Raw genomic sequence first — 25,692 nt, forward strand, 5'->3', positions numbered from 1 at the left:
GACTTAGCGCTTCGGGGGGCCGCGCTTGACGGCCTCCTGCAGCGTGGTGCCCAGCTCGGCGGGGCTGGCGGCCATCAGGATGCCCGCGCCCTCCATCGCCTTGATCTTCTCCGAGGCCGTGCCCTTGCCGCCGGAGATGATGGCGCCCGCGTGGCCCATGCGCTTGCCCGGGGGCGCGGACTGACCGGCGATGAAGCCGGCGATGGGCTTGGTGAACTCGCGCTTGACGTACTCGGCGCCCTCTTCCTCCGCGCTGCCGCCGATCTCACCGATCATGATGACGGCGTCCGTCTCCGGGTCGGCCTGGAAGAGCTTCAGCACGTCCACGAAGTTGGTGCCGTTGACGGGGTCGCCGCCAATGCCCACCGCGGTGGACTGGCCCAGCCCCAGCTGCGTGAGCTGGTGCACGGCCTCGTAGGTCAGCGTGCCGGAGCGGGACACCACGCCGATGCGGCCCGGCTTGTGGATGTGGCCCGGCATGATGCCGATCTTGCACTTGGCGCCGGGGGTGATGACGCCCGGGCAGTTCGGGCCAATCAGGCGCACGCCCGGCTTGCCCTGCAGGTAGCGCTTGGCGCGCACCATGTCGTTGACCGGGATGCCCTCGGTGATGGTGATGATGAGGGAGATGCCGGCGTCCGCGGCCTCCATGATGGAGTCGGCGGCGAAGGGCGGCGGGACGAAGATGACGGACGTGTTCGCGCCCGCCTGCTTCACCGCGTCGGCGACCGTGTTGAACACGGGAACCTTGCCTTCGAAGGAGGTGCCGCCCTTGCCCGGCGTGACACCGCCCACAATCTTCGTCCCGTACTCCAGCATCTGCTTGGCGTGGAACGAGCCCGCCGAGCCGGTGATGCCCTGGACGAGGACCTTCGTGTTCTCGTTGACGAGGATGCTCATGGCGATCTTTCAGGTAAGAGGGGGCGAAGGCCCTACTTGATGGCCGCCACGGCCTTCTCGGCCGCCTGGCGCAGGTTGTCCGCGGGGGTGATGGCGAGGCCCGAGTTGCGGAGCAGCTCCTTGCCCTGCTCCACGTTGGTGCCTTCCAGGCGCACGACGAGCGGGATCTTCAGCTGCACTTCCTTCGCCGCCGCGATGATGCCTTCCGCGATGACGTCACACTTCATGATGCCGCCGAAGATGTTGACGAGCACCGCCTTGACCTGCGGATCCGCGAGGATGAGCTTGAAGGCCGCCGTCACCTTCTCCTTGCTCGCGCCGCCGCCCACGTCCAGGAAGTTGGCCGGAGCGCCGCCCACCAGCTTGATGGTGTCCATGGTGGCCATGGCCAGGCCCGCGCCGTTCACCATGCAGCCGATGTTGCCGTCCAGCGCGATGTAGGCCAGGTCGTGCTCCTTGGCCTGCGTCTCGCGGGGCTCCTCCTCCGCCAGGTCGCGGTACTCCAGCAGGTCCTTGTGCCGGTAGAGCGCGTTCTCGTCGAAGTTCACCTTCGCGTCGAGTGCCACCACGCCACCGCTCTTGCGGATGACCAGCGGGTTGATCTCCACCAGGGACGCGTCCGTCTCCACGTACATCTTGTAGAGCGAGGAGCAGAACTGGACGAACTTGTTCACCGTGGGGCCCGTCAGGCCCAGCCCGAAGGCCAGCTCGCGGCCCTGGAAGTCCGCGAAGCCCACCGCGGGGTCCACGACGGCGCGGAGGATCTTCTCCGGGTGCTTCTCCGCCACTTCCTCAATCTCCACGCCGCCCTCGGTGGACGCCATGAAGGTGATGCGGCTGGTGGCGCGGTCGAGCGTCACGCCCAGGTACAGCTCCTGCCCGATGTCCAGGCCCTCTTCGATGTAGACCTTGTTGACCTTCTGCCCTTCCGGGCCGGTCTGGATGGTCTTGAGCATCATGCCCAGCATCTTCTGGGTGAGCTCCTTGGCCTCCGCGGGGCTCTTGGCCAGCTTCACGCCGCCGCCCTTGCCGCGGCCACCCGCGTGGATCTGCGCCTTCACGACGACGACGGGCGTGGCGAGTTCCTTCGCCGCGGCTTCCGCCTCGTTGGGAGACAGCGCGAGGATGCCGCGCGGCGTGGGCACGCCATACTTCCGGAAGAGTTCCTTGCCCTGGTACTCGTGGATCTTCATCGAATCTCCGGGTGGGACGAGGGGAGACGAGGACAGCCCCTACACGGGGCGTCAACGCGGGCCCTCATTGCGCAGAAAACGACGGATGGCAAGGCCGTTTGGCCTCCAGCGTCGCAGCGGGACACAGGCTCCGCCCGCCAGGGATAACAGCCGGTGTCCGGGGGAATGAGGCGGCCTTCACCCAAACGGGCACGGCCCCGCCCGGCGCCCCACCGGCAGGGGGCGCAGGCACGGGGCCGCGAGGAAGCCAGGACAGGGGGCGGGAAGGACTACCCCGGACCGCTGGACGCCTTCTGCTCCTCTTCCTTGAAGAAGATGTCCTTGATCATCAGCTTGCTCACCTCGCGGTTCATCACCGCGATGGAGGTGGTGAGGGGGATCTCCTTCGGGCAGACCTTCACGCAGTTCTGCGCCTTGCCGCAGTCCTGGATGCCGCCGGGGCCCATGAGGGCGCGCGTGCGCTCCTCCGCGTTCAGCTTGCCCGTGGGGTGCATGTTGAACAGGCGGGCCTGGCTGATGGGCGCCGCGCCGATGAAGTCGTTGTCCACGGTCACCTGGGGGCACGCCTCCAGGCAGCTGCCGCAGGTGATGCACGTGGACAACACGTACATCACGGACTGGTCCTTCTGCGACTGGCGCGGGCCGGGGCCCAGGTTGTACGTGCCGTCGACGGGGATCCACCCCTTCACGCGCTTGAGCGACTCGAACATGCGGTCGCGGTCCACGGTGAGGTCACGCACCACCGGGAACTTCTTCATCGGCTCCAGGGTGATGGGCTGCTGGAGCTTGTCCACCAGCGCGGAGCACGCCATGCGCACCCGGCCGTTGATGTTCATGGCGCAGCTGCCGCACACCTCCTCGAGGCACGCGGCGTCCCACACCACGGGGGCCACCTTCTTGCCCTCCACGGTGACGGGGTTGCGCTGGATCTCCATCAGGCAGGAGATGACGTTGGCGCCCTTCGAATAGGGAACCTTGAACTCGTCGAAATGCCCGGGCTTGTTCGGATCATCCTGCCGCCAGATGCGGAAGGTGACGGTCTTCGAGCTGACGGCGCTGGCCTGTGCGGTGTCCATGGTGCGGCTGCCCTTCCCTTCACTGCCAAATCAGGTGGCGGAAACCCGCGCCGCAAGAAGCGCGCGGGCCCGAAAAAGCAACGAACGCCCTACGCGTACCAGCGGGGCTCGGGGTCCAGCACCGGCGTGGGCAGGTCCTGGTAGGAGATCTGCGGGCCCTGGGAGGCGTACGTGGCGATGGTCGTCTTCGCCCACTTCTCGTGGCGCTTGCGCCACAGGTCCATCCACTGCGGATCCTCGCGCGGGTCCTTCGACTTGGGCTCCGGCAGGGAGAAGTCCGGCTTGTAGTGGGCGCCGCGGCTCTCGTCGCGCAAGAGCGCGCTGGTGGCAATCACTTCGCCCAGCTCCAGCATGTTCCACAGCTGGTTGGTGTACGACAGCGCGCGGTTGGCGACCACGCCCGTGTCCAGCACGTTGACGCGGCTCCAGCGGTCCTTCAGGCCGCGGATGGTCTCCACGGTCTTCTTCAGGCGGTCGTTGTAGCGAACGACGGTGCAGTTCTCCGTCATCACCTCGCCCAGCTCCTTGGCGAGCTGGTACGGGTTCTCCGCTCCGTTCATCGCCTTGATGGTGGCGAAGCGGTCCTGCCAGTACTTCTTCGCGTCCGCGAAGTACTTCTCCGGCATCGCCGAGGCGCTGGTCGTCTGGCTCTTGGCGAAGGACACCATCGCCGGGCCGCCGATCATGCCGGAGTAGATGCAGGACAGCAGCGAGTTGGCGCCCAGGCGGTTCGCGCCGTGGAAGGCGTAGTCCGCCTCGCCGGCCGCGTACAGGCCGGGGATGCGGGTGCTCTGGTTCACCGGGCTGCCGTCCAGCGGCGTCTGGGTGCGCGAGTCCGCCTCGAAGGAGACGTGCAGGCCGCCCATGGAGTAGTGCATGCCCGGGAAGATGACCATGGGCGTGTGGCGCGGATCATCTCCGACGAACTTCTCGTAGATCTCCATCACGCCCTTGATCTTCGCGTCGAGCGTCTTGGCCGGGATGTGCGTCACGTCCAGGTACACGCCGTCGCGCCCTCCCAGGCCCATGCCCAGGTCGCGGCAGACCATGAAGATCTCCCGCGTCGCCACGTCGCGCGGCACCAGGTTCTTGTACTTGGGGTACTTCTCTTCCAGGAAGTACCAGCGCTCGCTCTCCGGGATCTCCCGGGGGTTGCGCGTGTCGCCCTTCTTCTTGGGCACCCAGACGCGGCCGCCCTCGCCGCGCACGGACTCGCTCATCAGGCGCAGCTTGTCCTCGCCCGGGATGGAGGTGGGGTGCACCTGGATGAACTCGCCGTTGGCGTACAGCGCGCCTTCCATGTACGCGCGGCCCGCGGCGGTGCCGGTGTTGATGATGGAGTTGGTGGAGCGCCCGAAGACGATGCCGGGGCCGCCCGTCGCCAGGCACACCGCCTCCGCCGGGAAGGTGCGGATCTCCATGGTGCGCAGGTCCATGGCCACGCTGCCGATGCAGCGGCCGGACTCGTCCTTCACCGTGCCCAGCCACTCCCAGTACTCGTACTTGGTGACCTTGCCCTCCGCCTCGTAGCGGCGGACCTGCTCGTCCAGCGCGTAGAGCAGCTGCTGGCCGGTGGTGGCGCCCGCGAACGCGGTGCGGTTGTGCAGGGTGCCGCCGAAGCGGCGGAAGTCCAGCAGGCCTTCCGGCGTGCGGTTGAACGTCACGCCCATGCGGTCCAGCAGGTAGATGATGCCGGGCGCCGCGTAGCACATGCCCTTCACGGACACCTGCTCCGCCAGGAAGTCGCCGCCGCGCAGCGTGTCCTTCACGTGGATGTCCGGGTGGTCGCCCTCACCCTTCGTGTTCACCGCGCCGTTGATGCCGCCCTGGGCACAGACCGAGTGGGAGCGTTTGACCGGGACGAGCGAGAGCACGTCCACCTGGTGGCCCGCCTCCGCCAGCTTGATCGTCGTCATCAGCCCGGCCAGACCGCCGCCCACCACCGTGAATCGCGCTGCTGCCGCCATCATCGTCTCCTTGACCACTGGACGCCCGGGGGGGTGCCTTCACGGGGGGCCGCTGAAGTCCTGCTTCGCGACACGTGCCCCGCTCCCGTGATCCAGTGCGAGTCCAACACGCTAGTTAACTTGGAAAAATACCGCCGCAAGGACGGTGGGCCGGGGGATAAGCCCGGATCATTCACGGCATCAGGCGGGGCCCGCCAGCAGGATTCCGGCGGGCCCGACCGACGTACCGGACTACAGCTTGACGAGTTCGACGGTGCCCTTCACGGAGGTGAAGGACTTGTTCAGCTCCGCCTTCTCCGCGTCGTTCAGCTCCACCTCGATGATCTTCTCCACGCCGCCCGCGCCGATCTGCGCGGGGACGCCGAAGAAGAAGTCCTTGATGCCGTACTGGCCCTTGAGCAGGGCGGCGGACGGCAGCACGCGCTTGCGGTCGAAGAGGAAGCTCTCCGCCATGGCGATGGAGGAGGAGGCCGGGGCGAAGTAGGCGCTGCCCGTCTTGTACAGGCCCACCAGCTCCGCGCCGCCCTTGCGGGTGCGGTCGATGATGGCGTCCAGCTTGTCCTTGGCGATGAGCTGGGTGAGCGGCACGCCGCCCACGGTGCTGTGGCGCACGAGCGGGACCATGTCGTCGCCGTGGCCGCCGAGGACGAGCGCCTCCACGTCACGGATGGAGCAGCCCAGGGCCTCGGCCACGAAGCACTTGAAGCGGCTGGTGTCCAGCACGCCCGCCATGCCCACGACCATGTTGTCCTTCAGGCCGGCGATCTTGTGGAGCGCGAACACCATCGCGTCCAGCGGGTTGGCCACGTTGATGACGAAGGCGTCCGGGGCGTGCTGCTTGATGTTGCCCGCCACGTCCTTCATGATCTTCAGGTTGACGTCCAGCAGGTCCTCGCGGGACATGCCGGGCTTCCGGGGCACGCCGGCCGTGATGATGATCACGTCCGAGCCCGCGACGTCCTTCCAGTCCGTGGAGCCGGTGACGCGGCAGTCGTAGCCGTCCACCGCGGAGAGCTGGTTGATGTCCAGCGCCTTGCCCTTGACCAGACCCTCGGCCGCCGGGATGTCGTAGAGCACCACGTCGCCGAGGTTCTTCTGGACCGCCAGCAGCGCCAGGTTGCCGCCGATCTGACCGCCGCCAATGAGGCCGATCTTCTTCTTGCGATTCTGAGCCATGGTTTCGCCCTCCTGCTTTGGGGTGGGGACTACATGTGCTTGATGATGGCCTGACCGAACTCCGAGCACTTCACCTCGGTCACGGACTCCTTCGTCTCCAGCTTCATCAGGCGCGCGAAGTCGTACGTCACGGTGCGCGCGGCGATGGCCTTGTCCATGCCCTTGATGATGAGGTCCGCGGCCTCGTGCCAGCCCAGGTGGCGGAACATCATCTCGCCAGAGAGGATGACGGAGCCCGGGTTCACCTTGTCCTGGTCCGCGTACTTCGGCGCGGTGCCGTGGGTGGCCTCGAAGACGGCGTGGCCGGAGACGTAGTTGATGTTGCCGCCCGGCGCGATGCCGATGCCGCCCACCTGCGCCGCGAGCGCGTCCGACAGGTAGTCGCCGTTGAGATTGAGCGTGGCGATGACGTCGAACTCGTCCGGACGGGTCAGCACCTGCTGCAGGGTGATGTCCGCGATGGAGTCCTTGATGATGATCTTCCCGGCGGACACCGCGGCCTTCTGCTCGGCGTTGGCGGCGTCCTCGCCCTTGGCGGCCTTGGTGGCCTCCCACTGGTCCCAGGTGTAGACCTTGTCACCGAACTCACGCGCCGCGAGGTCGTAGCCCCACTTGCGGAACGCGCCCTCGGTGAACTTCATGATGTTGCCCTTGTGGACCAGCGTGACGCTCTTGCGCTTCAGGTCCACCGCGTACTGAATGGCGGCGCGCACCAGGCGCTCCGTGCCCTCCTGGGACACGGGCTTGATGCCGATGCCCACGTTCGCGGGGAAGCGGATCTTGCCCGCCTCCTTGGGGAACTCCTGCTTCAGCCAGCCCAGGAACTTCTCCGCCTGCGCGGTGCCGGCCTCGAACTCGATGCCCGCGTAGATGTCCTCCGTGTTCTCACGGAAGATGACCATGTCCACCTTGTCCGGCTGCTTCACCGGGCTGGGCACGCCCTTGAAGTAGCGCACGGGCCGCAGGCAGACGTACAGGTCCAGCATCTGGCGCAGCGCCACGTTCAGCGAGCGGATGCCACCGCCCACCGGCGTCGTCAGCGGGCCCTTGATGCCCACCAGGTACTCGCGGAACGCGGCGACCGTCTCGTCCGGCAGCCAGTTGTTCACCTGCTTGAAGGACTTCTCGCCGGCCAGCACTTCGTACCAGGAGATCTTCTTCTTGCCGCCGTAGGCCTTCTCCACCGCCGCGTCGAACACGGCCTGCGAGGCCTTCCAGATGTCGCGGCCGGTGCCGTCGCCCTCGATGTAGGGGATGATCGGGTTGGACGGAACGGTCAGCTTGCCGTTCTGCAGGGTGATCTTCTCGCCAGAGGGAGGCGCCATGAACGCAAACTCCTGATTGAGACCGGGGTCTTGAGAGGCGGCGGATAGTCGGGAACCCGCCCCCGGTCGTCAAGGAGTTTGGCCGCACGCCGCCCTGGGTTCGTCACACCCGGGGTGTGCCGCGCTTATCGCAGCCAATGGTCCGGAAGCAGGATCGTTTTTCCGGACTTGAGCGCGGACTAGAAGCTGGCGAGCCCCGGCGCCGGCAGCTGGACGCTCACGGCCGTCCCCTCCTCCAGGCGCTCCAGCGCGAGCTCCCCGCCCATGGCGTCCACCAGCTCCCGGGCCCGGGCCAGCCGCCGCTGGGTATTCCCCACGCGCAGGGGCGACAGCACCACCGAGCGCGTCTCCCGCTCGGACAGGCTCACGCCCGGCATCACCACCAGGAAGCGCGGTCCCACGTCGCCAAAGTCGTCCGGCGGCTCCACCACCACCCGCACGGTCTGGGCGCCCTGCGGCGCCGCGTCCGCCGCGTGGGCGACGAGCAGCAGCAGGACCTGCTCCAGGCGGCGACGGCTGACCCGGGCGATCACCGGGTCCTCGGGGAGCTCCAGCGACACCTCCACGCCGTGCAGCCGCCGCGTCGCGCCCAGCAGCCCCAGCGCGTCGCGCACGGACACCGCCACGTCCACCTGGAAGACGTCCGGGAAGTCCACGGGCTCCAGCCCCTGACCGCTGGAGGAGGCTTCCGCGTCCCCCGGCAAACCCTTCACATCCAGCGCTGCGCTCATTCGCGGCTCCCTTCCCCCAAGCCCAGAAGCGCCGACCATAACGGCCACCCCTGACAGGGTCCATTGTCTGACGGCCCCGGGTCTCCCCCACCTTTCCTGGTCAGGAGAGTTACAGCCCCGCGCCACTTTGCTGATAAGGACGCGCACGCTGGGTCCGTATCGCTCCTCGGAAAACCCGTATAGCAGCGGTCAATCATGACCCGGGGTGAGTCACGGCCAGGGACGGAAAAACAGCAGCGGCATATAAATTCGATTTGACTGTTACGGCCGAGATCTCCATGATGAGGACCCAGAATCCAGAGCCGCCAGCGTCTCCAGTGAATCAGGGAGGAAGTGTTGTGCTCGCAACATCGCCGACCACCAACGGTACCGCTGCCCGCAAGAGGGGAGTCCTGACGATGGATGGAGGGATCCCGGCATCCTCGAAGTTCCGGCATGCGATCGAATTCGGCAGTGGCGACGCGCTGCGCAACGTGATTCCCCTTCCTCCCGCTGAAGCCGCCCTGGATGACTCGGGCTATTCGCTGCACGGCACGGGCCCCTCGGCCATCACCTGCGCGGTGGGGCGTCCGGACGCGGTGCTGGGTGACGTGACGCGGCTGTCCCCGACGGTGGTGTGGGTGGCCCCGCGGCAGCCGCTGGTGGACACGACCGAGTCGCGCACCTTCCCCGTGTACCTGGCGTGCAACGGCGCCACGATTGGACCGCTCAATGGCGCCTTCATCCGTACGGACATGGATGTCCCGAACGCGCCGGTGGGGCTGCAGCTGGTGGGTGTGACGCTGGAGCAGGGCCGGCAGATCCTGGGCTTCCTGTCGGACGCGCTCCGCCAGGGCGTGGCGGTGCCGGCGGCCTCCGCGCTGCCCGTGCAGGACACCATCGCGGACCCGGAGCGGATCCGCTCCATCTTCACCGCCATCTGCGCCGCCGGGAACAAGGGCGTGCTGCGCCGCCAGGGCCGGGTGGTGCGCATGGTGCTGGAGCGCTTCCACTCCGCCACGGGTCAGCTCGAGTGGCGCACGGAGGATTCCACGCCGGACTTCGGCGAGCCGTCGTACGACATCGACGTCATCGGCTACAACTCCGCCTACCGCCTGCGCGCGGAAGCGGGCCGCAGCGAGGGCGACCGCCTCTTCACCGCCCTGCCGGCGCAGCTGTTCCGCATCCGTCACCGCTGGCACCGCCGCGTCCCCGCCCCCGAGGGCGTGCACGCCCGGTTCCACCACCCGCTGTGGCGGGAGCAGGGGCTGCTGCGCCGCGAGGTGCTGGACCTGTCCTTCTCCGGCCTGTGCATGCGCTGCCAGCCGCAGGACCTGCTCTTCCCCGGCCTGCTGCCGCCCCTCATCGAGCTGGAGCTGGGCGACGGCCAGCGGGTGAGCGTGCGCGGCGAGGTCCGCTACGTCAGCAGCGTGCGCGAGGACGGCACCGTGCTGTGCGGCCTGAGCCTGCTGCCCTACTCTTCCGACGAGGCGCGCTGGGTGCGCTTCGTGTCCCAGACGATGTCCCCGGCCACGCGCACCAGCGAGGGCCTGGTGGAGGAGCTGTGGGACCTGTTCAACCGCTCCGGCTTCTTCAGCCTGGGTGGCAGCTCCCCTGCGGAGTTCGAGGAGCTGAAGCAGAACTTCGCGTCGCTCGCGAAGCGCGCCGCGGAAGTGCCGCAGCTGTTCTGCAACGCGGTGTGGCCGTCCGAGCGCGGCATTGAAGCGACGCTGTCCTTCACCAAGCCGTACCGCCACGCGTGGCTGGGCCACCAGGTGGCGAAGCGGCCCGGCAAGCCGCCGGAGGGGCTGAAGGAGGCGGGCGCCATCATGCGCGACCTCTACCTGCGCACCTTCGAGCACCCGCAGAGCGACCCGGACTTCCACTGGGTGGTGGCCTACGTGGAGGCCCTCAACCCGTGGATCAACAAGGCGCACGTGAAGTACGCGCAGCGGCAGATGGAGGCCGGGTCGAGCCTCGCCTTCACGCGGAAGATCCAGAAGATGAAGGCCTACAGCCACGAGCTGACCGGCCGCGTGCACCCGTACAGCGTGGGCCCCGCCACCGCGAGCGAGCTGAGCCTGCTGGCCGCGACCGTCGCGCATCAGTTCCCCGAGTGCTACGTGCAGTCGTTGGACCTCACGCGCGACCGGCTGGACATGGGTCCCGTGACGGCCAGGTGGAAGAGCTTCGGCATGGAGCGCGAGCGCACCGTGCTGGTCGCGCGCCGCGACGGCGTGCCCTGCGCCGCCGCCGTGGTGGAGCTGGGCCAGCTGGGCGCGAACCTCTTCCGCCTGCTGGACAACACGCGCCTGTTCTCCCTGCTGGGGGATGGAACGCGCGCGTACTCCGCCCTGCTGGACGCGGCCCGCCGCTGGTACGCCGCGCGCAACCGCCCCTCCTTCCTCTACCTGCGCGAGGACGAGGGCGGGGACTACGTGCAGGAGTGCGGCCTGCACGACGGGCCGGATCCCTACCTGTGGATCATCTCCTCCAAGCTCGTCCCGGATTTCCTCGAGCACATCAGCGAACTCACCATCGGGCGCCGTGGTGCCCACTCACGTTGAGGTTTCCCCCCATGAGCAAGCCCCTCGTCGAAGAGCAGTACCTCCCCCACGTCTCCGACGTCCGTCACGTGCTGGCGAACGGCCCCCACGTGACGACGCTGCTGGACCCCAACGTGGACCCTGCCCTGCTGGAGGCCTTCCTCATCCAGCTGTGTGCCCTGGGCGTGTACATGACGGAGCCCGTGGACGGGTGGATCCGCCGCGCCGGTGAGGCCTGTGTGAAGGCGGGGATGGTGGACGTGGGCGAGAAGCTCATCACCCACGCGAAGCACGAGGCCGGTCACCACCTGATGATGGTGGAGGACACGAAGAACCTGGTGGCCGGCTGGAACGCGCGCCGCTTCCCCAAGCTGGACGCGGAGGCCCTGATGGCGCAGGCCCCCACCCGGGCCATGCAGGAGTACCGGGAGATCCACGAGGAGACCATCGCCGGCCCCATGCCGGGCGGCCAGGTCGCCATCGAGTACGAGATTGAGAACCTGTCGGTGGTGTTCGCGCCCCGGCTCATCGAGCAGTGCAAGCGCGTGCTGGGCCCGGACGTGATGAACTCGCTGTCGTTCATCAAGGAGCACGTGGAGCTGGACGTGGGCCACACGGCGCTCAACGAGGTCATGCTCAACAAGCTGCTCGGCCAGAAGCCCGAGCACGCGGCGACCATCGCGAAGACGGGCGCCCGTGCCCTGGACATCTACCTGCGCTTCTACGGCGACTGCATGGCGAAGGCGAAGCAGCTGCTCCAGTCCGCCGCCGCCTGATGCTCAGGCGCCGAGCTGCGCCGCCCGGCGCGACCCGCGGCTGCCCCAGCGGGTCAGCGGGCGGACGGACTGCTTCAGGGCCGCGTGGACCTGGGTGACGCCCGCGCGGTTCGTGGCCGCGTAGACGTAGCGGTCCGGGCGCAGGACGACCAGGTCCGCGGCGTGCTGGGCGAACCACGCGCCCAGCTTGCCCTCCAGATCCACCACCTCACCGGAGCGGCCCGCGCCCGAGCGCGCCGCCGGCGCGACCGACAGCCACACGCCGCCGATGTCCTCCGCCATCGCCTTGGCGGCCTGCTGGACCTCGGCGGGCGCACCCGGCCGCGTCAGCACCGCGAAGCGGTGGCCGATGACGTCATCCAGCGGGCGCTCCCCTTCCTCGCCGTGCTCCACGCGCGGCTGCGGGAAGTAGGCGCCTTCCGCCGCCTGCTTGGACTTGCCCCGCCTGCCGCCGAAGACGAACCCTTCCGCGTGGAAGAGGTTCGGCTTCATCTTGTACTCGCGGATGAAGGGGCCGGTGACGGGCATGTGGTACAGCAGCTTGATGAAGGCGTTGCGCGCGCGGGCCACGAACGGGCCGCCCGACGCCAGCATCGAGCCCAGCGAGTCCGACAGGCGCATCATCTCCGCGGCGTGCGGCCGGCGCTCCACCTCGTAGGTGTCCAAGAGCGACGCGTCCGCCGCGCCGCCCAGCACGTGCGCCAGCTTCCAGGTGAGGTTCGCCGCGTCGCGCAGGCCGGAGCACAGGCCCTGGCCCAGGAAGGGCGGCATCAGGTGCGCCGCGTCCCCGAGCAGGAACACGCGGCCCACCCGCCACTTCTCCGCCATGCGGCTGTGGTAGGCGTAGAGGTTGACGCTCTTCACCTTCACGGAGTCCGGATCAATGAAGGGGGCGATGATGCTCCGCACGTACTCGGGGGTCTTCACGTACTCCAGGTCCTGCCCCGGCTTCACCACCGTGTCGAAGCGGATCTCGTCGTGCGCGGTGCGCGTCACGATGCCCACGCGCTCCGGGCCGCAGGGGTAGTAGGTGAAGTCCGGCGCGGACGACGGCGTCTCCACGGAGATGGCCAGCGCGTGCTCCAGCGCCGTGGTGCCCTCCAGCTTCAGGCCCAGCCGGCGGCGGATGCCGCTCTTGGCGCCGTCGCACGCGAGCAGGTAGCGCGCGCGCACCGTCAAGGTGCGGTTGGCGACGTGGTCCTTCACGCGCACCGACACGCCCTCGTCGTCCTGCATGAAGGATTCGACCTCGTGGCCGCGCCACAAGGTGACGTGCGAGTAGCGCTCCAGGCCCCGGTGCAGCGCGGCCTCCAGGCGGGGCTGGTTGAACAGCGAGCCGATGGGGTGGCCGTTGGGGCGCTCCACCTTGGTGAAGTCCACCTCGGCGAGCATCCGCATCTCGTCGTCCACGTAGGTCATCTTCAGGCACGGGTGGAAGCCCGGCCCCAGCTCGCCCGTGAGCCCCGCGGCCTGGAAGATGCGCTGCGCTTCGTCGTCCGCGTTGATGGCACGGGACTGGGTGTGCGCGGTGGTCTCCTTCTCGATGACCACGGTTCGCAGGCCGTATTGCCCCAGCAGGTTCGCCGCCATGGCACCCACCGGGCCGCTTCCGACGACGATCACATCAACAGATTCCGGAGCCATTACTCCCCTCCCGTTGTGTGCCAGCTGATCCGTTTTGAACCGTGCGACCGGACGACCGAAGCCCCCCTCGGTCGTAAGTAATAATACCTATAAACTCCGGCAACCCCACTCTGGATACGCCGTTGCAGCGCGCTCCTGGTTGCCCGGGCCCCGGGTCAGAGACACCCGGTCCGCCCCATCCGGCCGCCTGATAATGAAACGCACCCCTCGGGAAACCTTGCAGGACTGAGCAGTACTCCGGGTCCGGAGTCTGCCTTTCGGGCAGTGATTTCCTGCAACGCTACAAACGTTTCGCGGCAACGGCAGGAATTGTGGGAGTTGTTGGGATTCCCGGAGCTGCGGATGTATGCGAATGCCCCTGGGGAGCGCCCCTTGTACGCCGCTCCAGACTGGGCGACAGTGGTGGAGTCTTCTCCCCCTGAGCCCCTTGGAGCGCCCAGCGATTATGCCCAGACTGCAACTTTTTGAATTAGAGGATCAGCCCTGGTTCCCGAAGGTGCTTCGCCGGGGCGTGACGGACTTCCTGGCGTACGTGTGGAGCCTGTCGGACGACCGCTATTCGGAGTTCGTGAAGCGGCTCAAGGGCGCGATGGCGGCGATGGGCGAGACGCAGCTTTTGGACATGGCGTCGGGCAGCGCGGGGCCGGTGCCGAAGCTGCTGGAGATGCTGGAGACGCAGGAGGGCTACAAGGCGACGGCGCTCCTGACGGACCTGTACCCGGAGACTGCCGCGTTCGAGAAGGTGAAGGCGGCGAACCCGGGGCGCATCGACTACGTGACGACGCCGGTGGACGCGACGGCGGTGCCGGCGACGTACAAGGGCTTCCGCATCATGTGCAACTCGTTCCACCACCTGCCGCCGGAGCTGGCGCGCAAGGTGCTGGCGGACGCGGTCGCGCAGCGCCGGGGCATCGCCATCATGGAGCTGGTGGAGCGGCGAGGGCCGGCCATCGCGATGACGGCGGCGGCGCTGATCAACGTCCCCCTGACGACGCCCTTCATCCGCCCGGTGCGCGCGGACCGGCTCGCCCTCACCTACCTCATGCCGCTCATCCCCATCGCGGCGGCGTTCGACGGCGTGGTGTCCTGTCTGCGCACCTACTCCGTGGAGGAGATGCGCGAGCTCACCCACGGTCTGGGCGACGACTACGTCTGGGACATCGAGCGGCTCACCAACCCGGGGAACCCCTTCGGGATGATGATGCTCATTGGCCGACCGGCCAATGCCTCGCAGGCTTGAGTGGGCTGTCAGCAGGAGGTCACTGACGCCCCGGGCCGACGCGGGGCGTCGTGATTTCCGGGTTTGAAGGGGGTTCAATGGCCGCTCCTTCAACGAGGAGCAGGCTCATGGAATGGCTCGAATTCAAGCGCTGGTCTCCCGAAGTCCAGCACGCGCTGGCACTGCAGGCGGCCCGGTTGGGCCAGACGGCGATGCACGCCGAGCCGCCGCGGCCGTCCGCGACGATGGTCGCCGCGCACCGCCTGTGCACGCTGCTGCGCCAGTATCCGCGCACCAACCCCTGGGGACACCCGGCGTCGGAGTGCTGAGACGCTGACTGAAGCACCCGGCCCGTCCGTGGGAGCGCCACGGGCGGGACGGGCGCCTTGGGGGTGGCGTCAGGCCCCGGTGGGGGTCCAGGCCACGCGCAGGTGCTGGATGGAGCGGATGGTCAGCGACTGCGTCGTGCCGAAGTCCGGGTTCTCCTCCACCAGCCGCAGGTCCGGGAGCAGATCCAGCAGCAGGTTGGTGGCGATGACCGCCTCCAGCCGGGCCAGCGGCGCCCCGATGCAGAAGTGGATGCCCCGGCCGAAGCCCAGGTGGGTCGGGTGGTGCCGGGAGACGTCGAAGTGCTCCCCGTCCGCGAGCAGCGCGGCGTCACGGCTTCCGGACGCGTAGAGCAGGAGCAGCCGCGAGCCCCTGGGCAGCGCGACGCCCGCGAGCTCCACGTCCTCCAGGGTGGTGCGGATCATCCCGTGCGCCACCGAGTCGAAGCGCAGCGTCTCCTCGATGAGGTGCGGCACCAGCGAGCGATCCTCGCGCAGCCGCTGCCAGAGGCCGGGCTGGAGCAGGGCCTGCTTCCAGCACTGGGCGAGCAGCGCCGTCGTCGTCTCATGGCCCGCCGCCAGCATGCTGCCGGCGATGGCGATGATCAGCTCCGGCAGCGTGAGCGCCTCGCCGTCCGCGTCGGTGGTGACCAGGTAGCTGACCAGGTCGTCCCGGGGCTCGTCGGTCCGGGCGCGGATGAGGCGGGCGACGTAGTGCTGGAAGGTGACCCAGCTTCGCGCGAGCGGCGGCTGCTCCTCCGCGGGGACGCGGGTGAAGATCATCCGGAAGAAGTCGTCGCACCAGCGCTTGATGTCCGCCATGTCCTCCTGGGGGATGCCCGCCATGCCCAGGATGACCCGCACGGGCAGCGGGTACGCGAACTGCGTCACCAGGTCCGCGTGTCCCTTCCGCGCGAAGGCGTGGATGAGCTCCTCGGAGACGGCGCGGATGGGGGCTTCCTGCGCGGCGATGCGCTGGGCGGAGAAGCCGCGTCCCAAGAGCTTGCGCAGCCGGGTGTGCGCGGGCGGATCCGAGTTGATCAGGCTGTCCGCCAGGGGATAGCCCTCGGCGAGCACCGAGAGCGTCTCCGGGGACAGCACCGACCCCATGTTGCCCAGGTCCGCCGACGAGTAGCGCGCCGGATCCTTCAGCACGTGGCAGATGTCCTCGTAACGGCTCACCAGCCACATCCCCAGCATGGGGTTGTAGCTGACGGGCGCGTCCCGTCTCAGCTGCGCGTAGAACGGATGCGGGTCCTCGACGTGCGGTCCCGCGAACGGGTTGTACTGGGCACCCAGATGGGGGCACTTCATGGCGGCTGGGGCCTTGCTGCCATGCGGGTCGATGTGGATTGCCTCGGACTGCCCTTCCACCTTCACTGCTTCCACTGCGGTACTCACCTTGAGCTTCCTCTCAGGATCCCCCCACAGCGGAATATTATAACCTGACCTGACAGGTCTTCTCAGCGAGTCCTGTGAACCCCATCCGTCAGGAAATCAGGGTTGTTAGGACCCTGACTGATACGGGGGATGAGACAGGGCGTGTTTCCGGAGGACGGAGCGCTCCACCTTGCTCATGGCGTTGCGCGGCAGTGTTTCAATTGCAACAAAGCGGGTGGGCACCTTGAAGCGCGCGAGCGACTGGCGGCACCACGCGTCCAAGTCCCCGGGCAGGGCGTGGCCGGGGCGAAGGACGACGAAGGCCACGGGGACCTCGCCCCAGTGCGGATCCGGCACGCCGACGACGGCGGACTCCAGGATGGCGGGGTGGTTGGCGAGGACGGCTTCGATCTCCGCCGGGTAGAGGTTCTCCCCTCCCCGCACGATGAGGTCCGTGCGGCGCGACAGGAGGGTGAGGCGCCCCTTCGCATCCAGGACGCCCACGTCGCGGGTTCGCAGCCAGCCGTCGTGGAAGGCGTCGCGCGTGGCCTCGCGCTGGCGCCAATAGCGGGCCATGAGCGTGGGGCCGCGGACCTCCACGTCCCCTTCCTGTCCCTCACCGAGCGTCGCGCCGTCCGTCCCGACGATGCGGACCTCGAGGCCCGGCAGGGGCGGCCCCGCGGTGCGGCCATCCGCTTCGTCGGGACGTTCGGTGGTGACCTGGGAGCAGGCCTCGGTGAGACCGTAGGTCTGGAGGGCCCGGAGTCCCGCGGCGCGGGCCCGCGTGAGCAGCGCCGTGGGGACAGGGCCCCCGCCGATCAACGCGCACTGGAAGGTGTCAGGCAGCTTGCGGTCCTGCCTCGCGTCGAGCACGCGCTCCAGGGTGGTGGCGACGAAGCTGGCGTGCGAAGCGCCCTCGGTGTCGATGGCGCGGTTGACCGCGTCCGCGTCGAAGCGCTCGTGCAGGAGGAGGCAGCCGCCCTCGTACGCGGTGCGCGTGAGCATGGCCAGGCCGCCGACGTGGAACAGGGGCAGCGTGCCCAGCCAGCGCGGCGCGGGGTGCGCGCCCAGGTTCGCGGCCGAGGCCCGGCACGAGGCACGGAAGGCGCCTTCGGTGAGCACGGCGCCCTTGGGCCTTCCCGTCGTCCCGCTGGTGAAGAGGATGACCCGGGGCGTGTCCGCGTCCCAGGCGCGTGCGGGCACGGAGCTCGTGACCCCGCCGTCCGGGAAGGACTCCAGGGGCTCCAGGGACTCCACTCCGGGAAGGCGGTCGCGCAGGGCGCCGAGTGCCAGCGTGAGCCGGGGCTCGACGTCCTCCAGCAGGGGCTCCAGCTCCGCCGCGGTGAGCCGGGCGTTGAGCGGCGCGAAGACCGCGCCCAGACGGCCCAGCGCCCAGAAGAGGAAGGTCACGGCCGGGTGACTCGTGGACAGCAGCGCCACGCGGTCGCCCTGCCCCACTCCGCGCGCGTCCAGGGCTCCGGTCCAGCGCGTCACCACTTCGTCCAGCGCGCGGAAGGTCCACGTCTGATCCGCGAAGCGCAAGGCCGCGGCTTCGGGATGCAGACGCGCGCCTTCGCGGATGGGGCAGTCGTGGATCATGGCCGCGCAGCTCCGTGAGTGGGACGGCCGAGGCGCATGGCTCAGCGGTCCCGGATGAGGTCCGGGTTCAGTCCCAGCCCGGGCACGTCGCGCAGCCGCACGAGTCCCCCGTGGGGTTGATAGGGATGGTCGCGCGGTTCGTCAGCAAAGAGCCGCCCCACGGCGAGCCCGGAAGCCAGCTCTCCCGACGGGAGCGCGGAGGCCAGGTGCGCGGCGCCCGCGCGGGCCACCACGCCGTCGATGGAGCTGGTGACGAACGCGTGCATGCCCAGGTGGGCCGCTCGCAGCGCCACCACCATGGAGGGCAGCAGCCCCCCGAGCACCATCGGCTTGATCACCACCGCGCCCACCGCGGGCCCGCCGCCCAGGTCCATCGTGAGCAGCGTGCGCACCGCCGCGGGCGTGGCGAGCGTCTCGTCCGCGGCGATGATGCACGGCGCGCGACGCTGCACGCGCCACAGCGCCTGCAGGTCCTCCGGAGGCGTGGGCTGCTCCACCAATTCCAGGTCGTACCAGCCCAGCCGGTCCAGGGCGCGGTTGGCCTCGGGTTCGGACCAGCCGCCGTTCGCGTCCAGGCGCAGGCGCACGCGGGGGCCCACCGCCTCGCGCACGGCGCGCACCCGGGCTTCATCCTCGTCCAGCGAGCGGCCCGCGACCTTCACCTTCAGCGTCTGGTAGCCCTCCTCCACCGCCTCTCGCGCCTGACGGGCCAGCGCCTCCGGCTCCTCCGCGCCCAGCAGCGCGTTGACCAGGACCTCCTGCCGCGCCTCCTCCGCGAGCAGCCAGCACAGGGGCACGCCCTTGCGCTGGGCCAGCAGATCCAACAGCGCCAGCTCCAGGCCGTGCTGCGCGGCGGGGACGGGCTCCCCGGTGTCGATGAGGCGGATCCGCGCACCGCGCTGACGCAGCTCCGCGCTGGCAGACGGCACGAGCGTGGCTTCGATGCCCTCGATGCTGTCCTCCAGCGACTGGCCCCGGAGGGAGCTCAGCCACGCGCGCAGCACCGTGTGCGTCATGGTCAGCGGCTCCGTGCCGAACTCCGGCAGCGGCATCGCCTCGCCCTGCCCCACGCGGCCGTCCTCGTCCCGCAGCCGCACGAGGAACCCGTCGCGCGTGGCGTAGGTGCCCCGCGCCGTCTTCAGGGGGGTGGCCAGCGTGAGGTGCAGCGGGGTGAGCGTCGCGTCCGTGATGCGCATGACGCCCCTTCAGCGCAGGTACAGCCCGACCGCGAACAGCAGTCCGAACACCATCTGCAGCTTCGCCGTCCCACCCAGCGCGGGGTTGAGCGCCGCGCCCTGCGCCTTCAGCATCAGCTTCAGCGGCGGCACCACCAGCGGCAGGCTCAGGAGCGGCAGGAAGACCCAGGCGCTCGCGTACCCCTTGGCGAACAGCACGAACGGCGTGACGTAGGAGGCCACGAGCAGCAGCACGTACTCCGCGCGGCCGAAGCCCGTGCCGAAGCGCACCACCACCGTGCGCTTGCCGGCCTTCACGTCCGTGCTCGCGTCGCGCTGGTTGTTCACCACGATGAGGCACGTTCCGATGGCGCCCACCGGCAGCGACGCCCACCAGGCCGCCGGGCCCACGACGCCGGCCTGCACGTAGTACGTGCCCGTCACCGCGACGATGCCGAAGAAGATGAGCACGAACAGGTCGCCCAGACCGAGGTAGGCCAGCGGGAACGGTCCTCCCGTGTACGCGTAGCCGCACAGCAGCGAGGCCACTCCGATGGCCACGATGGGCCAGCCGCCCACCGCCACCAGGTACACCCCCACCAGCGTCGCCAGCGCGAAGCACCCGAGGCCGCCCATCAGCACCGCGCCCGGCGCGATGAGCCCGCTCTGCGTCACGCGCTTGGGCCCCAGGCGCTCCTCGGTGTCCGCGCCCTTCTTGAAGTCGTAGTAGTCGTTGATGAAGTTGGTGCCGATCTGAATCAGCACCGCGCCCAGCAGCGCCGCGAGCGCGGGCACCAGGCGCCCCACACCGTTGCCGTACGCGAGCGCCGTGCCCACCAGCACCGGCACCGCGCCCGCCGTCAGCGTCTTCGGACGCACGGCCATCAGCCACGTCTTCAGCGTGGGCCGGGGAGGAGCCGCGTCGGAGGGGTTGGAAGCCAGGGTGCTCACGGGTGGGCGGCCTCTCGCGCCAGGATGGCGGGTTCGAACTGCGGCGCTTCGTACCAGGGCGTCTGGAGGAACGAGAGCACTTCGCGCACGTACTCCTCCGGCGCCTCCAGGTGCGGGGCGTGCGTGACCCCGGCGAACGCGTGGCGCCACACCACCGGCAGCTCCGCCGCCATGCGCCGCGCCAGGGTCGTGAACTTCACGTCCTGGTCGCCCGTGAGCAGCAGCGTGGGCAGCCGCTGCCGGTGCAGCGACGGCCAGTAGTCCGGCTGCACGCCCAGGCCCAGGGTCTCCAGCGCTCCGGCGAGCCCCTCCGCCGTGCACGCCTTGCGGCGCTCGCGCAGCGCGACCTGCTCCGGGTCCGGAAGGCGGCGCAGCCCGTCGAAGAGGGGCAGCGCTTCCCAGCGGTCCACGAAGGCGTCCACGCCCTTCGCGCGGATGAAGTCCACGAGCTTCGCGTCCGCCTCGCGCCGCTCGGAGCGCTCCTGGCGCCGGTGCAGTCCGGGCGAGCCGCTCTCCATGATCAGCCGGCCGAAGCACTCCGGCGCCTGGACCGCCGCGCCCAGCGCAATCCTGGCGCCCTGCGAATAGCCGAGCAGATCCACGTGGCCGCCCAGCTCGCGCGCCAGCCGGATGACGGCGTCCACCGTCTCCAGGAAGCCGTCGCGGCCCGTCTTCTCCGGCAGTGGCGTGCGGCCGTGGCCGGGCAGGTCCACCGCCACGACGCGCACGGAGCGGCCGAGCAGCGGACGCAGGTGTCCGAACGAGGCGCCGCTGCCGGTGAAGCCGTGCAGCGCCAGGAGCGTATGGGGGCCTTCGCCCCAGGTGTCATAAGCGAGCGTCACGCCCATGGTCCTTCTCCCAGTGCGGTGGCCATCCGCGTGAAGAGGTGTCGGTGTGCATCCACGTTGGTGGCCCGGTCCACCTGGACCTCCACCAGGTGGAGGCCGCCTTCCAGCCCGGTGCGCACCGCCGCGCGCAGGGCCGAGGCCGTCGTGGGCCGCTCGAAGCGCGCGCCCGCGAGCGCCGCCGCGTGCGACAGGTCCACGCCGTGCGGCGTGCCGAAGAGGGCCTCGAACACGTCAGGCTTCGCCACCTGCGCCAGCGGCAGGAAGGAGAAGATGCCGCCGCCGTCGTTGTTCACGACGACGACCGTCAGGGGCACGCGCGCCCGCGCCGCCGAGACGAGCCCGCCCACGTCGTGCAGGAGCGCCAGGTCACCGGACAGGAGCACCGCGGGCCTTCCGGCCGCCGCGGCCATGCCCGCCGCGCTGGACACGATGCCGTCGATGCCGTTGGCGCCCCGGTTCGCCAGCACGCGCAGCGGGACTCCGCCACCGTGCGCGAACGCATCCACCGCGCGGATGGGCATGCTGCTGGACACGAAGAAGAGCGCGTTCGCCGGCAGCGCCGCCACCACCTCGCGCGCCAGCCGGGGCTCGGTGAGCGCGTTCGGCTGTTCCCCGAGCGCCGTCTCCAGCGCGTTGCGGGCCACCCGCTCCGCGTTCACGAAGCCCTGCGCCCAGCGGCCCGGGCCTCGCGACAGCCCTTCCGTCAGCGCACGGCACGCGAGCACCGCGTTGCCTTCCACCACCCGCGCCGCCCGGTGCGCCGGGTCGTACAGCGCGCCCTCGTCGCTGAAGACGGTGATGTCCGCGTTGGAGCCATCCAGCCACTGCTGCGGCGACTTGGGCGTCAGGCCTCCGCCGAAGCGCAGCACCAGCTCCGGCGCGTGGGTCCGCGCGAACGGCTCATGGCGCAGGAGCGCGTCGTAGAGCGACACCGTCAGCGGGCCGCCGCCGTAGCGCGCCTGGGACGTGGCCTCCGCGAACACCGGGTAGCCCGTCGCCAGGCTCAGCGCCGCGATGGCCTCCGCGAAGCCGTCGTCCTCGTCGCGCGGGCCGCACACGATGACGCCGCGCTCGGTGGCGGCGATACGCGCGCGCACGGCCTCCAGCGCCGCCGCGTCCGGGGCGCGCGACGGCGGCGCGATGCGGGTGATGGGCGCGTCCGTCCGCCCTTCCCTCGCGAGCGCCGTCAGCGTCTCCGCGCCGAAGTCCACCTCGATGGGCGCCAGCGGTTCGCGGAACGGCACGTTGAGCTGCACGGCGCCCCGGGGCGCGCGGCACGCGGTGCTCACCGCGCGGGCGGCCGTGGCGCGCAGGTGCGCGAGGGCGGGGCTGCTCGCCTCGGGCAGGCCCACGTCCGCGAACAGCCGCGCGAAGTCGCCGTAGAAGCGCGCCTGGGGCACCGTCTGCGGCGCGCCCCAGCCCTGCAGCTCCAGCGGCCGGTCCGCCGTGAGGATGACCAGCGGCACCTGGGCCATGGCCGCCTCGATGACGGCCGGGAAGAAGTGCGCGCCCGCCGAACCGCTCGTCGCCACCAGCACCACCGGCTGGCGCGACTGCTTCGCCATGCCCAGCGCGAAGAAGCCCGCGCTCCGCTCGTCGATGACGGACCAGACGCGCAGGCCCGGCGTGCGCGCGCAGGCGAGCGCCAGCGCCGACGAGCGGGAGCCCGGACACACCACCGCGTGCCGCACGCCGCCCCGCACCAGCTCTTCCAGCAGCGCGCGCGACCACAGCACGTTGAGGTTGGCGTCCAGGGACATCACCGGCCCCCCAGCGCGCGCAGCATCGCCAGACTCTTCATCTCCGTCTCCCGCCACTCGGACTCCGCGCTGGAGCCGGCGACGATGCCCGCGCCCACGAAGAGCCGGGCCTTCGCCCCACGCACCAGCGCCGAGCGCAACGCCACCACCAGGTGCGCGCGCCCGGGGCCCACCCAGCCCACCGGCCCCGCGTACCAGCCCCGGTCCAGGGACTCGTGCTCCACCAGGAACGACAGCGCGCGCTCGCGCGGCGTCCCCCCCACCGCGGGCGTGGGGTGCAGCGCGGTGACGACCTTCGCGGTGTCCACGCCGTCCGCCAGCTCCGCGCGGATGCCCGTGCGCAGGTGCACCACGTTCTTCAGCGCGAGCACCGACGGCTGCGCGTCCGCGGACACGCTCGCCGCCACCGGCGTCAGCGCCTGGAGGATGTAGCGCACCACCGCGTCGTGCTCGCGCCGGTCCTTGTCGCTGGCATCCAGCGCCTCCGCGCCGCCCGGCGCCGCGGAGCCCGCGAGCGCCTCCGTCTCCAGCCGCCGCCCGTCCACCCGGCACAGCGTCTCCGGCGTCGCGCCCAGGAAGCCCGTGCCGTCCGGCGCGCGGAAGAGGAACGTGGCGCAGCGCGGGTTCTGTTCACGCAAGCGCGCCAGCACGTCCACCACGTCGAAGGGCTCCGGACCTTCCGCCTCCAGCGCCCGCGCCAGCACCACCTTGTGCAGCTGGCCCGCGCCAATGGCCTCCACCGCGCGGTCCACCAGCGCTTCGAAGTCCCGCCGCGAGGAGGCCGTGCGCAGCGTCACCGGCGCGCCCACCGGATGCCGGTAGGCCTGCGAGAAGGAGGCCCGCACGCGCTCCAGCCGCGAGCGCACCACGTCCTCCGCGCCTGCTCCTTCCAGCGCGAAGACGGCGACAGCCAGTGCACCGCCGTCGCGCCACACCAGCACCTCCGGCAGCGTCCAGCGCGCCAGGCCATGCGAGCGCCACGCGCCGTCCACCGGCTGCGTCGGGCTGAAGCGCATGCCGCCGAACCAGGGACCGGGCAGCTGGGGAGCCGCCGCGTCCAACCACCGCACGCTGTCGTGGCCGAGCGCGCCGAGCACCACCGGCAGCTCGCCGGGGGCGTGCGCCTCGAGGACGCCCGCCTCGCCCCAGCCCGCCACCGCCTCGCGCGCCACCGGGCGCTCCCAGTAGACGGAAGGCACGCCCAGGCTGCCCGCTCCGGCCAGGGGATCCACTCCGGCCAGCGGCATCATCCCGGCGACCCATCGCGGATCCTCAGCGGGACTGAGCGGCGTCATCAGCCATTCTCCTGCACCTCGGGGGAGGCAAGTGACATCAGCTTCGATTGTCTTCTAAGCGATCTCGGCTATACATGCACCATGGAGTTCAAAACCGCTTGAACTCCATGGATTACAAATTCCAGCAACTCCAGCGAGGGAGCCGCCGTGGGAGCCCAGCAACCAGACGACCCAGCCGGGCGGCGTGACCCGGGTGCACACCGCGTCCTACGCGCCGCGCATCCTTCGGGCACCCGCATCCAGGTGGGGGGCGTGGAGGTGGGTGGGCCGGGCTTCGTGGTGATGGCGGGGCCGTGCGCGGTGGAGGGCGCGGAGCAGCTGGAGCTGGCGGCCCGCGCGGTGGCGCAGGCGGGTGCGCACCTCTTGCGCGGGGGCGTGTTCAAGCCGCGCACCAGTCCGTACGCGTTCCAGGGCATGGGGGAGCCGGGGCTGAAGCTGTTGGTGGACGCGGGCCGGCGTCACGGCCTGCCCATCATCAGTGAGGTGATGGAGACGGAGCAGCTGCCCCTCATGGCGCAGCACGCGGACATCCTCCAGGTGGGCGCCAGGAACATGCAGAACTTCGGGCTCCTGCGCGCGCTGGGCCGGCTGCGCAAGCCGGTGCTGCTCAAGCGGGGGCTGTCCGCCACGGTGCAGGAGTGGCTCAACGCCGCCGAGTACATCCTGGCGGGCGGCAACGAGCAGGTGCTCCTGTGCGAGCGCGGCATCCGGACCTTTGAAACGTCGATGCGCAACACGCTGGACCTGGCCGCGGTGGCGTGGGCGAAGGAGCGCACGCACCTGCCGGTCATCGTGGATCCGTCGCACGCCACGGGCATCCCGTCGCTCATCGCGCCCATGTCGCTGGCGGCGGCGGCCTGCGGGGCGGATGGTCTGTTGATTGAAGTCCACCCCCGGCCGGAGCAGGCGCTTTGTGATGGGCAGCAGGCCATGTCGCCCGGGGATTTCGCTACGTTGATGCAACGGCTGCCCGGCGTGCTCGCCGCGGTGGACCGTCACCTCTACACGCCGGCGGGGCCGGCACAGATCGCGGGGGCGCGATGAGCACCGAAGTCCGTCAGATGTTCTCCTCCATCGCCACGCGCTACGACGTGACGAACGAAGTCCTCTCGCTCGGCATCCACCGGCTGTGGCGGCGCTCCGCGGTGAAGCTCAGCGGCGCGAAGGAAGGCAGCCAGGTGCTGGACTGCGCGACCGGCACGGGCGACCTGGCGCTGGCGTTCAAGCGCAAGGTGGGCTCCACGGGCCGCGTGGTGGGCACGGACTTCTGCCCGGAGATGCTGGAGAGCGCGCCGGCCAAGGCGGCCAAGGCGGGCCTGGAGGTGGAGTTCCAGGTGCAGGACGCCATGGCGCTCACCCTGCCGGACAACAGCTTCGACGTGGCGTCCATCTCCTTCGGCATCCGCAACGTGGATGATCCGGTGAAGTGCCTCCAGGAGATGGCGCGCGTGGTGCGCCCCGGAGGCCGCGTGGTGGTGCTGGAGTTCGGCCAGCCCACGGGCCCGTACGGCGCGCTGTTCCGCTTCTACAGCAAGACGGTGATGCCGGCGATTGGCGGCCTTTTGACGGGCAACCGCGCGGCGTACCAGTACCTGCCCCGCACCGCCGCGGCCTTCCCCGCCGGCGACCGCTTCCTCTCCCTGATGGACCAGGCCGGCGCCTACTCCGAGCGCGCCGCCCACCCCCTGCTGTTTGGAACCGCCTACGTCTATGTCGGCACCGTCCGTTGAGGCACGACGCCTTCTCGTCTCGCAAGTCGTCGCGTCCGTAGACCCCAGACTCCAGCAGGCGCTCCAGGGGGCCGTTGCGTCCCCGGGGCCCTGCCC

General features: G+C 70.0%; 21 protein-coding genes. 7 read left to right on the forward strand and 14 right to left on the reverse strand.

Going from position 1 to position 25,692, the window contains the following annotated elements:
* Nucleotides 1-3: 3 nt before the first annotated feature.
* The 6 genes from sucD to icd form a co-directional block, all read right to left on the reverse strand.
* Nucleotides 4-900 (reverse strand): succinate--CoA ligase subunit alpha, encoded by an 897-nt coding sequence (gene sucD, locus NR792_RS09335; RefSeq protein ID WP_375759712.1) that lies wholly within the window; start codon nt 898-900, stop codon nt 4-6.
* 32 nt (nt 901-932) lie between these two features.
* Nucleotides 933-2,093: an ADP-forming succinate--CoA ligase subunit beta gene (gene sucC, locus NR792_RS09340; protein ID WP_375759713.1), complete on the reverse strand. Its 1,161-nt coding sequence runs from the start codon at nt 2,091-2,093 to the stop codon at nt 933-935.
* A 269-nt stretch (nt 2,094-2,362) separates the two neighbouring features.
* Nucleotides 2,363-3,169: a succinate dehydrogenase iron-sulfur subunit gene (gene sdhB, locus NR792_RS09345; RefSeq protein ID WP_375759714.1), complete on the reverse strand. Its 807-nt coding sequence runs from the start codon at nt 3,167-3,169 to the stop codon at nt 2,363-2,365.
* Nucleotides 3,170-3,258: 89 nt separating this feature from the next.
* Complete coding sequence (gene sdhA / locus NR792_RS09350) at nt 3,259-5,136, reverse strand: succinate dehydrogenase flavoprotein subunit (RefSeq protein WP_375761592.1); 1,878 nt, start codon at nt 5,134-5,136, stop codon at nt 3,259-3,261.
* Nucleotides 5,137-5,367: 231 nt separating this feature from the next.
* Nucleotides 5,368-6,312, reverse strand: coding sequence for a malate dehydrogenase (mdh, locus tag NR792_RS09355; RefSeq protein WP_375759715.1), 945 nt, complete (start codon nt 6,310-6,312; stop codon nt 5,368-5,370).
* A gap of 29 nt (nt 6,313-6,341) precedes the next feature.
* A complete protein-coding gene (gene icd / locus NR792_RS09360; RefSeq protein WP_375759716.1) occupies nt 6,342-7,637 on the reverse strand; it encodes an NADP-dependent isocitrate dehydrogenase in 1,296 nt (431 codons plus the stop codon).
* A 137-nt stretch (nt 7,638-7,774) separates the two neighbouring features.
* On the opposite strand from icd, the gene NR792_RS09365 reads away from it, so the two are divergent.
* From NR792_RS09365 to NR792_RS09375, 3 genes are all read left to right on the forward strand, one after another.
* Nucleotides 7,775-8,422: a hypothetical protein gene (locus tag NR792_RS09365; RefSeq protein WP_375761593.1), complete on the forward strand. Its 648-nt coding sequence runs from the start codon at nt 7,775-7,777 to the stop codon at nt 8,420-8,422.
* 344 nt (nt 8,423-8,766) lie between these two features.
* Nucleotides 8,767-10,914, forward strand: coding sequence for a hypothetical protein (locus NR792_RS09370; protein ID WP_375759717.1), 2,148 nt, complete (start codon nt 8,767-8,769; stop codon nt 10,912-10,914).
* Nucleotides 10,915-10,925: 11 nt separating this feature from the next.
* Nucleotides 10,926-11,669 (forward strand): hypothetical protein, encoded by a 744-nt coding sequence (locus NR792_RS09375; RefSeq protein WP_375759718.1) that lies wholly within the window; start codon nt 10,926-10,928, stop codon nt 11,667-11,669.
* 3 nt (nt 11,670-11,672) lie between these two features.
* Here NR792_RS09375 and NR792_RS09380 read toward each other — a convergent pair whose 3' ends face one another.
* Nucleotides 11,673-13,313 (reverse strand): bifunctional 3-(3-hydroxy-phenyl)propionate/3-hydroxycinnamic acid hydroxylase, encoded by a 1,641-nt coding sequence (locus tag NR792_RS09380; protein WP_375759719.1) that lies wholly within the window; start codon nt 13,311-13,313, stop codon nt 11,673-11,675.
* A 445-nt stretch (nt 13,314-13,758) separates the two neighbouring features.
* Between NR792_RS09380 and NR792_RS09385 the strand changes: the two genes are divergently transcribed.
* On the forward strand, nt 13,759-14,553 hold the full coding sequence (locus NR792_RS09385) for a hypothetical protein (RefSeq protein ID WP_375759720.1): 795 nt from the start codon (nt 13,759-13,761) through the stop codon (nt 14,551-14,553).
* A 107-nt stretch (nt 14,554-14,660) separates the two neighbouring features.
* Nucleotides 14,661-14,861, forward strand: a complete 201-nt coding sequence (locus tag NR792_RS09390) for a hypothetical protein (protein WP_120525317.1) — start codon at nt 14,661-14,663, stop codon at nt 14,859-14,861.
* Nucleotides 14,862-14,930: 69 nt separating this feature from the next.
* On the opposite strand, the gene NR792_RS09395 is transcribed toward NR792_RS09390, so the two are convergent.
* The 7 genes from NR792_RS09395 to NR792_RS09425 all read right to left on the reverse strand — a co-directional run bounded on the left by NR792_RS09395 (nt 14,931) and on the right by NR792_RS09425 (nt 23,866).
* Nucleotides 14,931-16,259, reverse strand: a complete 1,329-nt coding sequence (locus NR792_RS09395) for a cytochrome P450 (protein ID WP_375759721.1) — start codon at nt 16,257-16,259, stop codon at nt 14,931-14,933.
* Nucleotides 16,260-16,364: 105 nt separating this feature from the next.
* Complete coding sequence (menE, locus tag NR792_RS09400) at nt 16,365-17,837, reverse strand: o-succinylbenzoate--CoA ligase (protein WP_375759722.1); 1,473 nt, start codon at nt 17,835-17,837, stop codon at nt 16,365-16,367.
* 41 nt (nt 17,838-17,878) lie between these two features.
* Entirely contained in the window at nt 17,879-19,033 is a 1,155-nt protein-coding gene (gene menC, locus NR792_RS09405) for an o-succinylbenzoate synthase (RefSeq protein WP_375759723.1), read from the reverse strand.
* Nucleotides 19,034-19,042: 9 nt separating this feature from the next.
* Entirely contained in the window at nt 19,043-19,897 is an 855-nt protein-coding gene (locus NR792_RS09410; RefSeq protein ID WP_375761594.1) for a 1,4-dihydroxy-2-naphthoate polyprenyltransferase, read from the reverse strand.
* A gap of 62 nt (nt 19,898-19,959) precedes the next feature.
* A complete protein-coding gene (gene menH, locus NR792_RS09415) occupies nt 19,960-20,811 on the reverse strand; it encodes a 2-succinyl-6-hydroxy-2,4-cyclohexadiene-1-carboxylate synthase (protein WP_375759724.1) in 852 nt (283 codons plus the stop codon).
* A complete protein-coding gene (gene menD / locus NR792_RS09420) occupies nt 20,802-22,571 on the reverse strand; it encodes a 2-succinyl-5-enolpyruvyl-6-hydroxy-3-cyclohexene-1-carboxylic-acid synthase (RefSeq protein WP_375759725.1) in 1,770 nt (589 codons plus the stop codon). The genes menH and menD overlap by 10 nt, the downstream gene beginning before the upstream one ends.
* Nucleotides 22,571-23,866 carry an isochorismate synthase MenF gene (locus NR792_RS09425; RefSeq protein WP_375759726.1) on the reverse strand — a complete coding sequence of 432 codons (1,296 nt, stop codon included), beginning with the start codon at nt 23,864-23,866 and terminating at the stop codon, nt 22,571-22,573. The genes menD and NR792_RS09425 overlap by 1 nt, the downstream gene beginning before the upstream one ends.
* A 147-nt stretch (nt 23,867-24,013) precedes the next feature.
* On the opposite strand from NR792_RS09425, the gene aroF reads away from it, so the two are divergent.
* A complete protein-coding gene (gene aroF / locus NR792_RS09430) occupies nt 24,014-24,910 on the forward strand; it encodes a 3-deoxy-7-phosphoheptulonate synthase (RefSeq protein ID WP_375759727.1) in 897 nt (298 codons plus the stop codon).
* Entirely contained in the window at nt 24,907-25,596 is a 690-nt protein-coding gene (gene ubiE, locus NR792_RS09435; RefSeq protein ID WP_375759728.1) for a bifunctional demethylmenaquinone methyltransferase/2-methoxy-6-polyprenyl-1,4-benzoquinol methylase UbiE, read from the forward strand. The genes aroF and ubiE overlap by 4 nt, the downstream gene beginning before the upstream one ends.
* Nucleotides 25,597-25,692: the final 96 nt, after the last annotated feature.

Source organism: Corallococcus exercitus, assembly GCF_042231735.1.
Classification (GTDB): domain Bacteria; phylum Myxococcota; class Myxococcia; order Myxococcales; family Myxococcaceae; genus Corallococcus; species Corallococcus exercitus_B.

Bases quoted from the DNA above. Each gene is read 5' to 3' on its own strand.
- sucD (WP_375759712.1), bottom strand. From the start codon at position 900: ATGAGCATCCTCGTCAACGAGAACACGAAGGTCCTCGTCCAGGGCATC.
- sucC (WP_375759713.1), bottom strand. From the start codon at position 2,093: ATGAAGATCCACGAGTACCAGGGCAAGGAACTCTTCCGGAAGTATGGC.
- sdhB (WP_375759714.1), bottom strand. From the start codon at position 3,169: ATGGACACCGCACAGGCCAGCGCCGTCAGCTCGAAGACCGTCACCTTC.
- sdhA (WP_375761592.1), bottom strand. From the start codon at position 5,136: ATGGCGGCAGCAGCGCGATTCACGGTGGTGGGCGGCGGTCTGGCCGGG.
- mdh (WP_375759715.1), bottom strand. From the start codon at position 6,312: ATGGCTCAGAATCGCAAGAAGAAGATCGGCCTCATTGGCGGCGGTCAG.
- icd (WP_375759716.1), bottom strand. From the start codon at position 7,637: ATGGCGCCTCCCTCTGGCGAGAAGATCACCCTGCAGAACGGCAAGCTG.
- NR792_RS09365 (WP_375761593.1), top strand. From the start codon at position 7,775: ATGGTCCGGAAGCAGGATCGTTTTTCCGGACTTGAGCGCGGACTAGAA.
- NR792_RS09370 (WP_375759717.1), top strand. From the start codon at position 8,767: ATGGATGGAGGGATCCCGGCATCCTCGAAGTTCCGGCATGCGATCGAA.
- NR792_RS09375 (WP_375759718.1), top strand. From the start codon at position 10,926: ATGAGCAAGCCCCTCGTCGAAGAGCAGTACCTCCCCCACGTCTCCGAC.
- NR792_RS09380 (WP_375759719.1), bottom strand. From the start codon at position 13,313: ATGGCTCCGGAATCTGTTGATGTGATCGTCGTCGGAAGCGGCCCGGTG.
- NR792_RS09385 (WP_375759720.1), top strand. From the start codon at position 13,759: ATGCCCAGACTGCAACTTTTTGAATTAGAGGATCAGCCCTGGTTCCCG.
- NR792_RS09390 (WP_120525317.1), top strand. From the start codon at position 14,661: ATGGAATGGCTCGAATTCAAGCGCTGGTCTCCCGAAGTCCAGCACGCG.
- menE (WP_375759722.1), bottom strand. From the start codon at position 17,837: ATGATCCACGACTGCCCCATCCGCGAAGGCGCGCGTCTGCATCCCGAA.
- menC (WP_375759723.1), bottom strand. From the start codon at position 19,033: ATGCGCATCACGGACGCGACGCTCACCCCGCTGCACCTCACGCTGGCC.
- NR792_RS09410 (WP_375761594.1), bottom strand. From the start codon at position 19,897: ATGGCCGTGCGTCCGAAGACGCTGACGGCGGGCGCGGTGCCGGTGCTG.
- menH (WP_375759724.1), bottom strand. From the start codon at position 20,811: ATGGGCGTGACGCTCGCTTATGACACCTGGGGCGAAGGCCCCCATACG.
- menD (WP_375759725.1), bottom strand. From the start codon at position 22,571: ATGTCCCTGGACGCCAACCTCAACGTGCTGTGGTCGCGCGCGCTGCTG.
- NR792_RS09425 (WP_375759726.1), bottom strand. From the start codon at position 23,866: ATGACGCCGCTCAGTCCCGCTGAGGATCCGCGATGGGTCGCCGGGATG.
- ubiE (WP_375759728.1), top strand. From the start codon at position 24,907: ATGAGCACCGAAGTCCGTCAGATGTTCTCCTCCATCGCCACGCGCTAC.